Genomic DNA, 13,983 nt, shown 5'->3' with positions numbered 1-13,983 from the left:
GCTGCGGAGCGAGCGCCGCCGCGAGCTCGGCCGTCAGCCGCTCGGCCGCGGCCAGCGCCAGCTTGCGGTAGGCCGCCTTTGCTTCAGCGGCAATCTGCTTCGAATACGTCAGCGTGTATTCGCCCCCGAACACCGCCGCTTCGTTCACCTGTGCGGCCAGCCAATCCGGCGCCAGGTCGAACGTCACCTCGTCCGCGACAAGCTGGACGCGCTCCTTCGGCAGCCCTTGCCCGTCCAGGTGCCGCTTCAACGTCAGCTGCACATGGCGTTCGATCTGCGTCTGCACCTGCGAGACGAAGTCCTGATGCAAGGCGGCCAGCCGTTGCTCCCGTTCGGCAGCCGTCTTCGCCGCCGAACCGAGCCAGCCGACCTTGAAGCCGGGCCGGCGGCTCTCCAAATACGCGTGTGCGAGGTCGCGCGTCGCCGCCGGGATGACGTTGGCGTTGTCAAGCAGCGCCGTCACATCCTTGCGGAGTAGAGTGAGCAGCGCATGGGGCAGCCCTTCCAACCGCTGCAGCTCGGCGGCGGCCTCACCGTATTCACGCTGCGCCGATTCCGCTTCTTCGTCTTCAGCCAAACGCGCATGCAGCGCTTCCTTGACCGGCTCGTTCGCCTCGGCCTGCTTGGCCGCATGAGCGAGCGCAAGCGCGCGGGCGGACTTCTCCAAGCTTTGCGCCACGAGTCCCTCACGCCGGCCGATCAATTCGCCGATCAGCCAGTCAAGCTTGCTCCATTCGCTGGCCGGATGATCGGGGACCTTGACGGACGTGTAAACGATCCCGTCCGGCCGTACGCCCCAGCTCGCGAACGCTTCCTGTACGCCGGCTTTATAGGTCTCAAGCTTCACTTCGTGCTCGCGATGTTTATCGATCATATTCACGATCAAATAGAGCGGCTTGCCCCATTCGGTCATTTTTTTCGTAAACGCCAAATTGACTTCCGATTGCACATGATTGTAATCCATCACATAGAAGACGACGTCGGCCAGATGAAGCGCCGATTCCGTCGACATTTGATGCGCGTCATCCGTCGAGTCGATCCCCGGCGTGTCGAGCAGCGCGGCATGATCCTTCAGGAACGGGATCGGGTACGTGATTTCTACCGTTTCAATCTGTTCCCCGTTGCGGCAATGAGCAGCCAGATCTTCCAGCGGCACCCGCTCGGACCGGGACGCATCGGCAGCTCCAGGCTCCGAATCCGTTCCCCCCCGGTACACGACTCGCGCTCCCGCCTCCCCGCTTGCGATGCTGACGATGTTTGCGCTCGTCGGGATGGGACTTGAAGGCAGCAGCGGATGCCCGCATAGCCTGTTGATCAAACTTGATTTTCCTGCGGAAAAATGCCCGCAGAACGCCAAATTCAGCCGTCCGCTCTCGGCTTTCGCCAGCAGCTGCTTCAGCTTGTTCGCGTGCTCGTAGTCGCCCGCTTGTTCCATAATAGCCAGTAACGCGTTAACCGCTTCAACGGGCGAAGCCATGACTGCCGGCTTATCGCCTCCCTGAATCGCGGCCAGGTCCGATGATGTTGTCAGTACGCTTTTCATCCGATTGTCTACCCTGCCCTCTCTCTGATCGAAACGATCCGTACGAAGAAAAAACGAAAAGAAAAAAACCGAATCGCTTCGGTTTTAGTGTATCACATTTTCCGTCTCGGGAATAAATATTTCGAACACGTCGCGGTGTTGTAAAATCGTGATGTCCTTATCCTTCACTTTCATCACTACGACTTCCGGGCGCTGTTTCATGCGGGTCAAATAGTTTTCCGGCACGCTGCCGGATTCGGACACGATAATGCCGTCTACCTGCAGCTCTTCATTTTCTTGAAGCGGTGTCTGGAGCACCTTTTCGTAAATATCTGAAAATACCTCAAAGTCGTTCGTATACACCGAAATGCATTTCATTGTAATCCTATCCTTTCTTCGCTTGAATCTCGCGTTTGGTTTCTCGTTTAGTTTCTCGTTTGGGTCCCTTTGGTATAGGTTTCCTGTTTGAGCCCGTTTTCATACGTTTCTTTCCTTCACGGCATACTTCGACGAGCGGACAAATCTCGCATTTCGGCGTCTGAGCCTTACAGTGGTAACGACCGAAAAAAATGAGCCGGTGGTGCGTCTGCGTCCATTCCTCGCGCGGAACGATCTTCATCAGCTTCTTCTCGACTTCAAGCACCGAGTCGTTCGCGCCCGCCAGTCCAAGCCGCTTCGAGACTCGTTCGACATGCGTGTCCACCGCGATGGCGGGAACGCCGAAAGCGTTCGAAACGACGACGTTAGCCGTCTTGCGTCCAACCCCGGGCAGCTCCACCAGCTGCTCGTGCTCATGCGGCACTTCCCCGCCGTGCTTGTCCAGCAATATGGCGCACAACGCTTGAATATTCTTCGCTTTGTTGCGGAACAACCCGATCCGGCGAATGTCCTGTTCCAATTCCTCCAGCGGCACGGCCAAATAATCTTCCGGTTTCTTGTACTTCTGAAATAACGTCGCGGTCACTTTGTTAACCGTCTCGTCGGTGCACTGTGCTGAAAGCAGGACGGCAATCGTCAACTCGAACGGATTGGAATGAGTAAGCTCGCAGTGGGCGTCGGGAAACATTTCTGCCATCGTGTCCAGGATCGCTCGCACTTGTGTTCGATTCAATGGCATCCCGCCCCCTCCTTCGAAGCTGCTGTCTATTTAGTTTACCGAATCATGGAACCCGAATCAATGAAATCTGATAAGAAAATAAGAATTTTTTACGAAATTCGTGTTAATCAGCGAAAAACCGCCTAACCAGCAGGAAATCCTACTAGCTAGACGGTTCCAATGCGTAAAAAGTTTCAATAAAGTGCGGTTAAGGCTTCTCAATTTCAACAATTTTATCGTCGATCACGAATACGTTCACTTCTTCGCTGTCGGCGAATGCGCCTGGCGTTACGGTTTGGGCGCCTTTATGCAGATAAGCGCGGGCAAACAAGTTATAACGATCTTTGCTGCCGTTTCCGATCGGTTTGAATACGACCTGATTCAAGACGCTGTCGAAGGAGGCGAAGGTTCGTTTCGCTGCGGCTGCAACGCGGAGGATCGTCTTCTCGCTTGCATCTTTCACGATCTCGACACGATCGTTTGCTTTCAACGAGGTCAAGGTCGCCGTGACGGTGCCGTCCGCTTGTTTGACCGTAAAGTTTTGTCCGAGCGGCAGCACGTGTACGCCGCCCTGGAAGTCTTGAACCGTTACCGTGCCGATGGACGCATCAACCGCGTTCACTTTCCCGCGAATCGTATACAATATCGTAAGCTGATCCAGCTTGGCGCCGGTGAAGCTCACCTTCACATACTCATCGGTCAGAATATCTTCGAACGCGGCCGCAGGTTTATACGGGTTGACGATTTTATCGAGACTGTCCACCGTGAACGTCACCAGACCGCCGCCGTTCTCATCTTTTACGCTAACCTGTTTCGTGTTCGCATTCGTCACTTGCGTTTTGTACAGACTCGATTTCTTCACGGCGAATGAACCGATCATATCCTGCGTGAACAGAAGCGTTGCGCGTACGGGATCGCCTACCTTCAGATCGGCCAGCGTGCCGTTTGCTTTATCCTGCATTTCGACGGTAGCGCCCGGCGCTTTAAAGACCAGGCTCTTGCCGCCCGCCGTACGGATCGTCACTTCGAAGGTCGCCGTATTCACTTGCGTGACCGTCGCATCCAGCGTTTGAGTCATTTCGAGGGCTACGATACGTTTTTTCGATACCTTCAAGTTGACTTTCTTGTTACGGTCCGTGTTCGTTGCGCCCGACTGGGTTCCAATAAACGTCGTTTGGAACTGCGAGACCGGCAGCGTCGAACCGGCATACTTGATCGTCGTTTCATCGGTGATCTGGAATGCATCGACCTCATCGTTGCCTTTGGTCACCGTCAGCACTTTAGACGTCGGTTCGTAATTGATAATGCCGGCGAACTCAATCGTTTCAACTTCGCGGCTTGTCACCGACACCTTCACGACCTTGTCGTTCAGCAAATCAAGCGTAAGCTCGTCGCCTTTCTCCAAATCGAACAAGCTTGCGGCCGATAACCCGTTGATGGACACGATCGCGTTATCGTTGACGAAATAAGAAGCGAGCGAGCTTCCTCCCGACTTCGTGATCGTAATGATTCGCGAATCTTTGCTGACATCGGCCGTGAGCGTCCCTTGTACCGTCGTCACCACGTCCGCCTGTTTCTTCACGGAAACGGACACAAGCTTATTCGCTTTCACCTCATACCCGACCGAATCGCCCACATGAAGCCTCGATAAGTCGGCCGGCGTTCCGTCCTGCAGCGTCACGAGAACGGGATCGACCAGGGAATACGTTTCGCTTTGGCCGCTCGTTTTCTCCAGCAGACTGATCACGTTCTGCGTCTTGTCGACGCTGAGCACCGTGCCTTCCGCCGTCTTGCTCAGCGGCACCTGCTTCACGACAATATGCGTAATTTTCGTTTCCTTCAGCAGCGTATTGCGCTTCAACTCGATGACGCTGCCGAGCGGAATGGAGCCAATGCTTTGGCCGCGACCGTCCTTATCCGTAACGGATACATTGGATGAAAGCTCGAACAGCTTCTTCTGATTGCCCTGCTGGACCGATACGATCATCTGATCCAGGAATACGTCGTTCAGGGTCGCTTCGACGATTTCCATTTTTTCCGATTCGTCCGTCAGTTCCACATACAAGGCGTTATTCAAGTTCTGCACCAGATACACTTGATTCGTCAGCTTGATTTGCGAAAGCGGTATGCGGCTGTCGTCTTTCGCATTGTAAATCACCGTATCGGCCGAAAGGTTGTATGTAATCGTTTCGTTTTTATCGTTCAGGACACTGATTTTCTTATCCGTCAGCTCCATCACGTATCCGATCGTAACACGCTCGGAACGCGTCGTCAGCTCTTTGTCCGCCCGGCTCAAGAACGTGGCCATCTGCGCCCGCGTTACTTTCCCGCCCGGTTTAAAGCCCCCGTCCTCGAAGCCTTGCACGATGCCGAGCAGCACAGCCGCATTCACGTAACCTTTAGCCCATGCCGAGAAATCGGCTGCGTCCGTGAACGGCACGGTCGAACTCGCGTGCTGCTTCGCCAAATCCGTTTTGTCGATTGCGCGGATAACCAGCTTGGCCACCCATTCGCGGGACGCATCGCGGGAACCCCAGACCGACTTGGCAGGCGTGCTCTCAAGCTCTTCCGCCGGCAAAATCAAGCCTTTGTCGAAAGCGTACGCGACGTAAGGTTTGGCGTAGTCGCTGACGAGCACCGGAAGCACGGTTTCCGCTTTGTTCGCCAGCGCTTCGTCCTCAAGCCCCATCATGCGGATGGCCATGATGATGACGTCCTGCTGGGAAACCGTATTCTCAGGCCGGTATTCCGCTTTCTCGTACCCTTGTATGATACCGAGCGACGCCAGCTTGGTCACGTGTTTGATCGCCCAGTGACTGGCTTCGACGTCGGAGAAGCGCAGCACGAGGCCGCTGCTGCTCGACGTCGTTGTCGGAACCGGATCCGCCGCGAAAGCGGATCCGCTGAAAGCCAGCGTCAGCGCCAGTACGGCAGCCGTCAGCTTGCGGGTTTGTTTCTTTTTCTTTCTGTTCATGTAAGGGCGAACTCCTCTCGGTCTCTTCGGATGTCAGTTATCGGATGGCTCTTACGGCTATCGTTTGATAGGATGCGGAAGCTCCATATGCCCCATCAAGCTTTCGACTTGTTTGCCGTCGAGCAAAATTTCAATCGTCTTCACTTCGCTGAATTGAAATAACGTTTTCTTCAAAGCGTCCAGCAGCATTTCTTCGCCCGGCGAGCCAAGACGCGCCGCGTCCGGCAGGGAGAGGTCGACGGTGACTTGACCGTCTTTCAGCACGGCCGACTTGAACGAGATCTCTTTGCACAAGGAGATCGTTGTATCGTCCGGCGTTTTTTTCAACTGATTCAACGCGGCCAAATATTGATCGGCCTCGTTCTTGAACTCGATCTTGGCTTGCTGCTCTACGAGCTTCGTGAACTCGGCGTCGCTGTAATACGTTTTAATGACCTTCGATATCTTGGACTGCTCGGACGCTGCGGCAGGCGCTTGTGAGTTCGAACCGCCGCCGGACGTTTGGCCTTGTTCCGTTTGGTGGGCGGGCTGCTTAGCCGTTTGGTTCGATTGTGTTCCGTTTAACGGTTTGGCTTGTCCGCACCCCGACAGCACGACCGAGAGAATGGCTGCGGCAGCTAAGGTATGACGCCAATGGTTTTGCATGGAAAACACTCCTTATTCCAGGTGAAGCTGCTTCTTGATGCCTCGTACGATGGCTGCAGCTACCTGGTTTTGAAAAGCATCTTGAAACATCAGTTCTTCTTCGGTCTTGTTGCTCATAAATCCGATTTCCAGCAGCACCGACGGCATGGTCGTTTCGCGGACGACGTGCAAATCCCCGAACTTCACCTTGCGGTCCGGGAAGCCTGTGGCGTTCAGCAGTTCCTGATGCATAATCTTTGCAAAAGGCAGGCTTTGCTCCGTGTTATAGAACGTTTCCGTTCCGCCGATTGATTCTTTGCTGCCGGAGTTGGCATGGATCGATACGAACAGATCGGCGTCCGCATTGTTCGCCATCGCGACACGGTCCTGCAATTTCACGAACGTATCGTCCGAGCGCGTCATGGCAACCTGAATGTTCGGCTCCTTCTCGAGCAGCGCGGCCACCTTCTTGCCGACCGCAAGGACGAACGTCTTCTCTTGACGTCCCGTCGCTTTAGAGCTCGTGCCCGGATCTCCGTCTCCATGACCCGGATCTACATAGACGAGAAACTTCGAACGCCGCTCCGAGAATTGAATCGAGAACTGACCCGGCTTATCGGAAGGCGTATAGCTGAATGGAACCTTCTTAGCCAAATCTACTACTATTCTAACGATAGAATCTTCTTTTGAAAATAGAGAGTAACGAATTTTTGATACCTTATCGTTCGCAAGCGCCAAGATTCCTTCGGATTGGCCGTTCATTACAGCCGTTAATGCGGTATCGAGCTCTACGCCGGGCACGTCGATAACAAGACGGTCCGGATTTGATAAACGGAAAATTTTCGGGTTTAACACGCTCTCGCTTGACGTGTGTACGACAAGCTCGTCGTTGTTCAGGGCAATCGCATAAACCGCATTCGGCAAAGTCGCGGCGTTACCCGCCCCGACCGGCAGCTCGCCTGCCTTCACCGGCTGTCCGTCCGGTACGGGCAGCACCGCCGTTTGATCTTTGCCTGCTCCGCCGCTCGCCGGGAGCTCTTGCTGCGATCCGCTTCCCCCGCCGTTCGGTTTCGGGTCGTCTTTCGCCGCTGGCGGCTGTCCCGAATTCGGGCTGCCCGGCTTTGAGGCAACGCCTCCGGCGTTAACGTCCGGTTGACCGGCTTCAACAGGCTTGGCGCCGCTGTCTTCTTGCTTGTACATAAAGACCGAGCGCGTCAGCTCGTCCCACGTCACTTTCGTATTCAATTGTTCGACCACAAAACGAAGCGGCAGCATCGTATTCCCGCCAATAATGACCGGCGGCGCTTCCAACTGATGCGTTTTTCCGTTCACCACGGCGGATGTTTTGTCGATAAACAGCTGGATACTCGTTTGTCCTTGATCGACGCTGACCTTCCGCTGCTTGGCATCCCAAGACACCTTGGAACCTAGAGATTCTGCGATAATCCGGACCGGCACGATCGTATTGCCGTTGACGATGCGGGGGGATACTTCGGGGACCAACTGCTTTCCGTTCATAAACAATTGAATCGACGGCGATTCGGCAAAAACGGCCGGAATCAGCAATAACGACAGCAGCAGCAGCGTAAACCAAGACGTTAGAAACTTCATCGTACACCTCGAACCTCAAAAATTTGACAATTTCTATTACTCTATTAGACTATGATTCGCCAAAAAAGTTGCAGGTTCGGTCATTTTTTTTGATTTCGCCGGAAATCATGCGAAAAAGGGGCAATCTCATCGGATTGCCCCTTGTTATTGTCTAAAATCTATGCGGTTTGCTGTGCAGCTTCAATCTTCTTGAGCAGTTCGCGGAACTGATCCCCGGACAACACTTCCTCAGCGGTCAAAATGTCCAGCGATTCCATGAACACCTGGCGATGACGCTCCAGCAATTCGCGCGTCGACTGCGTCAGCTCGTCCAAAATCGCCGCATTCTCCCTCATCAGCTCCTGCTTCGTCACCATATTGCGGTCGATGATCCCGAGCTTCGTCAAACCGGAATCCATCATCGTGCGAACCATCTGCAGCGCCTGCTCGAAATCGTTGCGCGAGCCGGTGCTGCGGCTACCGTAGAACATCTCTTCGGCCACGGAACCGCCAAGCGCGATCATGATCTGCTCTTCAATTTGCTGTTTCGTGTACAAATACTGGTCGGCCTGCGGATTGTGCCGTACGAATCCGAGCGCCTTGCCGCGCGGACTAAGAGACACTTGAGATACCGATCCCGGGCGAACGCATTCGGCCACGATGGCGTGTCCAAGCTCGTGCAGCGCGACCCGGTCCCGTTCCTCCTTCGTCGATTCGCGGTCCGTCTTCTCGCCCAGCATGACTTTATCGACGGCGAGCGACAAATGCCGGGCTTTGATCGTCTCGGATTGTTCGCGCATCGCATAAATCGCGGCTTCGTTCATGACACTCTCAAGCTGCGCGCCGGAGAACTGGAACGTCTCTTTCGCGACCGCCTCCAAATCGACATCCTCGGCGATCGGTTTATTTTTCGCGTGAATCTTCAGTATATGCAGACGCCCCTTCTTATCGGGCAAATCGACCTCAATATGCCGGTCAAATCGGCCGGGACGCAGCAAAGCGCTGTCGAGCATCTCTTTGCGGTTCGTCGCGGCCATAATCAGCACGCGCGGACTTTCAGTCGTATGAATACCGTCCATTTCGGTAAGAAGCTGGTTCAAGGTCTGGTCATATTCGCGTTGTTGACCGCCTTCCCGCTTCCCCCCGATGACGTCAATCTCATCGATAAAGACAATCGCGCTTTCTTTATTTTCCTTTACGGCGCGAGCGCGGGCTTCTTTAAATAAATCGCGAATTCGGCTTGCCCCGACACCGACATACATTTCAACAAACTCACTGCCGGAAGCCGCCATAAACACAGAATTCGTATAGTGCGCGGCCGCTTTCGCCATCAACGTCTTCCCCGTTCCCGGAGGTCCTGTCAGTAATATGCCCTTCAACGGCCGTATGCCGAGCTTCTTAATATCTTCATGCCGAATAATAAAATCAAGCGCTTCTTTCAGTTCCCGCTTCGCCCGCTCTTGTCCGCCAATGTCGTCGAACGTCATAAATACCGGAGATTTCGCTCTTGCCTTCCGGTCCGAGCTGAGCCCCATGCCGCTGCGGGCACGGCTCATATACAGGAAGGTACCCAAAATGACAGACATAAATACAATCGGGATGATGTTCACACCCAGGAAATATAAGAAAAAGATCACGACCGGCACGGCGCCGATCAAAATTTCTTTACCGTACTTACTCACTTGGCCACACCCCCATTTTCGCAGGCGTTCTAGGCAGCATGATATATTTGCTCGATTCACCGTCCGTTAACGTAATATAAACATACCGATCGTCCATTTCAGTCGTCGCGCGGATCCCGTTCGGGTCAGCTTCCGTATGCGCCTGCAGCGTCTTCGGAATTTGCGCGTATTGCTTCGTTTCCATCGCTTGCGCGACCTCGAACAACACCGAAGACCACCAGGCATCAAGCCGCGGCGAAGAACCGTTTTGCACCTTGATCTGAAGCTCGCGGTCGCCGATGACCGGCTTTCCTTCCGTTTGAATGGTGCTGTACACTTCCCGCAAGCTCTTGCCCGCGGCCAGTTTCACGTCAATGGCAGCCTTGTCCGCAGTCAAATGTGTAGATACTAGCTCAACGCCCTCAATCCCGTTGACGATCTTCTGCAGCGGATTTTCCATCGCATAGCTTTGATAGGCGAAATACCCTCCAAACAATAACGTAGAGGAGATTACAACGCTCAATATGACAGGTAAGAGACGTAACTTCATAAGCTGACGTCCCCCTTTCTTTGAATATATTTAATTGGGTGCCGCACAATTCGTATATCAACATTTCTGTATTGAAAGTATATCATATAATATATACGAGTTGTGTATACAAAGTGTGGCAATTCCAAAGCAACGCAAAACCGCCTCGGCTCGTGCATATGCACGAACCGAGGCGGCTGAGACCGGACTTTATTGGATGGACAAACGCCATGTATCGATCCAGGCGCCATCCTGAAACTGATAATAATCGTAAAAATGCTGTTCGCGATCTTGCCCTTCCGGTGTCAGCTTGTAGAACACTTCCCATACCGGCTTGTCGTTCATGATGCCGGGTGTCGCCCTGAGTATAGTCGCCGAAGGGTGCTTGGCCGTTACTTTAGCCGCAGCCTCGGACATCGGGATGCCGCTGGCAGCCATCTCCGTACGTATCTCGTTCTCGCCCACCCATACGTATACCGGCTGACCGAGCTTATTTTCCCCTGTAATGACCGTATACGACTTATCGCTTATAAACCTCTCGACCTTAACTGCTTTCGTCAGTACGGTCTTCTCATAAGCGCTGATTACAGCTGCGCGCTGTACGTTCCACTCATCGGCCGACACCGCGCGGTACAGCCAATTGAAACCGACCGCGGCGACAATCAATATAGCGGCCGCGGATAGCGACCATTTCCATCGTTTACGCACGGACGGCGCTCCTTTCTGGCGTTCGTTACACGCTCGTCAAACGTTCGAAACTGCGCTGCGCCTCAGCTTTGATTTTCTCTTCGTCCAACGTAAGACATTCCCCCTTGCGCACGACCCAGCGACCGTTAATGCAAACATCGGTCACATCGCGCGAACTTGCAGCGTACACCACATGAGAGATGACGTTCGTGCGCGGATAATAGTGCGCTTGGTCCAGATCCAGCGCGATAAAGTCAGCCTTCATCCCCGCGCTTAACGCGCCCACGTCGTTCAGCCAAATCGATCTCGCCCCGTCCAGCGTCCCCATTCTTAACGCTTCCGCAGCGGAAACCGCAACCGGATCACCGGATACCCCTTTATGAATTAACGCTGCAAGACGCACTTCTTCGAGCATGTCCAGATTGTTGTTGCTCGCCGCGCCGTCCGTTCCGAGCGATACCAGTACGCCCGCTTTCATTAAATCCGGCACACGCGCTACCCCGCTCGCCAGCTTAAGATTGCTGCCGGGGTTGTGAGAGACCCGGACGTCGTATCGCTTCAGAACGGCGATCTCCTCATCGGTCAAATGAACGCCGTGCGCAACGAGCGTCGGCCGCGAGAACACGCCGAGCTTCTCCAAGTGAGCAACCGGCCTAGCTCCGTACTGGTCCACATTGTCCTGCACTTCCCGGGCCGTTTCGGACATATGCGTATGAATCGGCAAATCAAGATCGTGCGCCGCCTGCACAATTCGCTCAATATAGTCGGGCGGGCATGTATACGGACCGTGAGGCGACATCATCGCCGTAATGCGTCCTTCGGCTTGTCCGTGCCAATCTTTGGCGAATTGGACGGCTTCAGCTAATTTAGCGTCCTGCACATCGCGCGGACATAAACCGATCACCCCGCGCGTCAGGCAAGCGCGAATTCCGCTTTCCGCGGACGCCTGAGCCACTTCGTTCATATGATCGTACATGTCGACGAAGGTCGTCGTCCCGCCTTTAAGCATCTCCAGTATCGAAAGCAGCGTCCCCGCGCGAACGTCCGCCGCAGTGAACCTGGCTTCCATCGGCCACATTTTTTCCTGAAGCCATACCTGCAGCGCCATATCGTCACCATAGCCGCGAAGCAGGGACATCGCCGCATGACCGTGCGTGTTGACGAATCCGGGCATAAACAGCTTGCGGCTGCCGTCGACCGTTTCGTCGAACGAATCGCTTGGATCCGGCGTGCCTTCCCCAATATGTACAATTCGCTCTCCTTCTACAATCATAAATCCGCGAACGAGCGGCTGCCGTTCATCCATTGTAATAAAAAGTCCGTTCGTAATTACCGTTCTCTTCATCGTTTCCGTTCCTTTCCTCTTCGCTACATTCCCGTTATCAATGTACAATTTCAACGACGCAAAATCAAGCAGCAAGCGGTGCGAGAGCCTTTCGCACCTTCACATGGAAGGATGCACATCATCATAGACGATTCTGGAGAAACTAGGATTGCATTCCGACATTCGAGTGTGTTATTTTTAATTTTGTGTTAATTTACCCCTTATTTCTACATAAACCGTAGTTACAGTATTTATATATTGTAAATTTACGATAAATTTAGGAGGCGAAAGCCATGTTGTTTACAAAAAAGAACGATACCGATTTTTTACTGCTGCTCATTAAGGCTTCTGAAAACACGCTGCAGGCCGCTCAAGTTTTCCGAACCGCCATGATGGGATCGGAGCCGCCGGCGAACTTCTACCCCCAGCTGCGGGATTTGGAGCATGCCGGAGATCAAATCACGCATCAAATTTTCAAGGGCTTGAATAAAGTGTTCATTACGCCTTTGGACCGGGAAGACATTATGGAGCTCGCTTCCAAGGTCGACGACGTGCTCGACGGAATTGAAGCATCGATCGCACGTTTTGACTATATGAACATTACGTTTACCGATAAATATATGAAGGAATTTTCTGCGGTGCTCGTAGCCAGCTGTCAGCATATCCTCGATGCCTTCAAGCTGCTGTCCAAGAAAAAGTATATGCAGCTGACGGAGCATACCGTGCAAATCAACAGCTTGGAAAATGAAGGAGACCGTTTAATGCGCGAGGGCATCCGTGAAATTTTCACCAATCCGAAAGATCCTTACCACGATTTTAAATTGAAAGAAATGTACGAACGCCTTGAGCAAACGACCGATGCCTGTGAAGATGTCGCCAACATCTTGGAGAGCGTTGTGCTGAGATACTCTTAACCTTGCCGGCCAGTCCGGACCGGTTAGTGGTAATATGCACAATGACTTAGGAGGAAATTATGTTAACCATATTGATTGTAGTCGTTGCTTTGGCGCTTCTGTTCGATTTTATCAACGGATTTCACGATACGGCCAATGCTATCGCTACTTCTATTTCAACCAAAGCGCTGTCACCGAGATTCGCCATCATCTACGCGGCCGTTTTGAACTTTCTCGGCGCAATCTACTCGTCAGAAGTCGCTAAAACGGTGGGCGGTAAAGTCGCGAATCCGGCTACCATTGAGAACGGTATTTATATCGTCATCGCCGCCTTGATTACGGCTATACTTTGGAACTTGCTCACCTGGTATTACGGCATTCCGTCCTCTTCTTCCCACACACTTATCGGCTCGCTTGCCGGCGCCGTCATTGCAGGCGCAGGGATGGACGCTTTAAACTGGTCCGGGTTTCGTGAAATCATTCTGATTCTTGTCTTATCGCCAATTGTCGCGTTCGCTACCGGTATCGTGATTATGTGGATTATCCGGTTCTTTATTATGTCGACCGGTAACCAATCGCGTTCCAAGCTCAATCGCACGTTCCGCATTTTCCAAATTTTCTCGGCGGGACTGCTTTCCTTTTCCCACGGCGGGAACGACGCTCAGAAAGCGATGGGGATCATCGTATTCGCCTTGGTTGCGATGAACCAGCAAGACACGCTGGACGTTCCGCTCTGGGTTAAATTAGCCGCTGCAACCGCTATGGGCCTCGGAACCTCAATCGGCGGATGGCGCATTATCAAGACGATGAGCCGTAAGCTGCTGAAGATCGAGCCGATCAACGGCTTCGCTTCCGACTTGAACTCATCGATCGTCATTCAAACGTCGACCCATCTCGGGATGCCGTTATCGACAACCCACGTCATTTCCTCCTCGATCATCGGAACAGGTTCCGTGATGAGATTCCATGATGTCAAATGGGCAACGGTAACACGAATGATCTTGACCTGGATCATCACAATTCCGATCAGTATGGTGATTGCGTTCCTCATCTACAAAATCATTTACGCATTCGTATAATAAT

12 protein-coding genes are annotated in these 13,983 nt (G+C 53.3%); 2 read left to right on the top strand and 10 right to left on the bottom strand.

Translation table 11 applies throughout. The features are described 5' to 3' along the window. The 10 genes from PVA01S_RS13170 to PVA01S_RS13125 form a co-directional block, all read right to left on the bottom strand. On the bottom strand, nt 1-1,543 hold a 1,543-nt coding region (locus PVA01S_RS13170; protein ID WP_174817582.1), incomplete at its 3' end, for a dynamin family protein. A gap of 84 nt (nt 1,544-1,627) precedes the next feature. Beyond that, nucleotides 1,628-1,900, bottom strand: a complete 273-nt coding sequence (locus tag PVA01S_RS13165; RefSeq protein WP_054797738.1) for a hypothetical protein — start codon at nt 1,898-1,900, stop codon at nt 1,628-1,630. A 7-nt stretch (nt 1,901-1,907) separates the two neighbouring features. Continuing rightward, complete coding sequence (nth, locus tag PVA01S_RS13160; RefSeq protein ID WP_412760994.1) at nt 1,908-2,639, bottom strand: endonuclease III; 732 nt, start codon at nt 2,637-2,639, stop codon at nt 1,908-1,910. A 187-nt stretch (nt 2,640-2,826) separates the two neighbouring features. Continuing rightward, nucleotides 2,827-5,592: an S-layer homology domain-containing protein gene (locus tag PVA01S_RS13155; RefSeq protein ID WP_127607991.1), complete on the bottom strand. Its 2,766-nt coding sequence runs from the start codon at nt 5,590-5,592 to the stop codon at nt 2,827-2,829. 57 nt (nt 5,593-5,649) lie between these two features. Continuing rightward, on the bottom strand, nt 5,650-6,237 hold the full coding sequence (locus tag PVA01S_RS13150; protein WP_127607990.1) for a GerMN domain-containing protein: 588 nt from the start codon (nt 6,235-6,237) through the stop codon (nt 5,650-5,652). A gap of 12 nt (nt 6,238-6,249) precedes the next feature. Continuing rightward, complete coding sequence (locus PVA01S_RS13145; protein WP_127607989.1) at nt 6,250-7,827, bottom strand: N-acetylmuramoyl-L-alanine amidase family protein; 1,578 nt, start codon at nt 7,825-7,827, stop codon at nt 6,250-6,252. Nucleotides 7,828-7,985: 158 nt separating this feature from the next. Further along, a complete protein-coding gene (locus PVA01S_RS13140; RefSeq protein WP_372814461.1) occupies nt 7,986-9,341 on the bottom strand; it encodes an AAA family ATPase in 1,356 nt (451 codons plus the stop codon). A gap of 139 nt (nt 9,342-9,480) precedes the next feature. Further along, on the bottom strand, nt 9,481-10,017 hold the full coding sequence (locus PVA01S_RS13135) for a hypothetical protein (protein WP_127607988.1): 537 nt from the start codon (nt 10,015-10,017) through the stop codon (nt 9,481-9,483). A gap of 189 nt (nt 10,018-10,206) precedes the next feature. Further along, a complete protein-coding gene (locus tag PVA01S_RS13130) occupies nt 10,207-10,704 on the bottom strand; it encodes a cell wall elongation regulator TseB-like domain-containing protein (RefSeq protein ID WP_127607987.1) in 498 nt (165 codons plus the stop codon). A gap of 25 nt (nt 10,705-10,729) precedes the next feature. Next, nucleotides 10,730-12,028: an amidohydrolase gene (locus PVA01S_RS13125; RefSeq protein WP_127607986.1), complete on the bottom strand. Its 1,299-nt coding sequence runs from the start codon at nt 12,026-12,028 to the stop codon at nt 10,730-10,732. Between the two features lie 272 nt (nt 12,029-12,300). Here PVA01S_RS13125 and PVA01S_RS13120 point away from each other — a divergent pair, with 272 nt between their 5' ends. Next, the gene (locus PVA01S_RS13120) at nt 12,301-12,921 is read left to right on the top strand and encodes a DUF47 domain-containing protein (RefSeq protein WP_127607985.1); all 621 of its coding nucleotides are present in this window, start codon (nt 12,301-12,303) and stop codon (nt 12,919-12,921) included. Between the two features lie 59 nt (nt 12,922-12,980). Further along, nucleotides 12,981-13,979, top strand: a complete 999-nt coding sequence (locus tag PVA01S_RS13115) for an inorganic phosphate transporter (RefSeq protein WP_054797743.1) — start codon at nt 12,981-12,983, stop codon at nt 13,977-13,979. Nucleotides 13,980-13,983: the final 4 nt, after the last annotated feature.

Origin of the sequence: Paenibacillus validus NBRC 15382 (assembly GCF_004000985.1) — a bacterium.
GTDB lineage: Bacteria > Bacillota > Bacilli > Paenibacillales > NBRC-103111 > Paenibacillus_G > Paenibacillus_G validus.
The sequence above is the reverse complement of the archived record's forward strand: the minus strand, read 5'-3'. Positions and strand labels throughout refer to the sequence as shown.

What these genes read in the sequence shown, in the direction of transcription:
- PVA01S_RS13165 (WP_054797738.1), bottom strand. Translation starts at nt 1,900, where the DNA reads ATGAAATGCATTTCGGTGTATACGAACGACTTTGAGGTATTTTCAGAT.
- nth (WP_412760994.1), bottom strand. Translation starts at nt 2,639, where the DNA reads ATGCCATTGAATCGAACACAAGTGCGAGCGATCCTGGACACGATGGCA.
- PVA01S_RS13155 (WP_127607991.1), bottom strand. Translation starts at nt 5,592, where the DNA reads ATGAACAGAAAGAAAAAGAAACAAACCCGCAAGCTGACGGCTGCCGTA.
- PVA01S_RS13150 (WP_127607990.1), bottom strand. Translation starts at nt 6,237, where the DNA reads ATGCAAAACCATTGGCGTCATACCTTAGCTGCCGCAGCCATTCTCTCG.
- PVA01S_RS13145 (WP_127607989.1), bottom strand. Translation starts at nt 7,827, where the DNA reads ATGAAGTTTCTAACGTCTTGGTTTACGCTGCTGCTGCTGTCGTTATTG.
- PVA01S_RS13140 (WP_372814461.1), bottom strand. Translation starts at nt 9,341, where the DNA reads ATGGGGCTCAGCTCGGACCGGAAGGCAAGAGCGAAATCTCCGGTATTT.
- PVA01S_RS13135 (WP_127607988.1), bottom strand. Translation starts at nt 10,017, where the DNA reads ATGAAGTTACGTCTCTTACCTGTCATATTGAGCGTTGTAATCTCCTCT.
- PVA01S_RS13125 (WP_127607986.1), bottom strand. Translation starts at nt 12,028, where the DNA reads ATGAAGAGAACGGTAATTACGAACGGACTTTTTATTACAATGGATGAA.
- PVA01S_RS13120 (WP_127607985.1), top strand. Translation starts at nt 12,301, where the DNA reads ATGTTGTTTACAAAAAAGAACGATACCGATTTTTTACTGCTGCTCATT.
- PVA01S_RS13115 (WP_054797743.1), top strand. Translation starts at nt 12,981, where the DNA reads ATGTTAACCATATTGATTGTAGTCGTTGCTTTGGCGCTTCTGTTCGAT.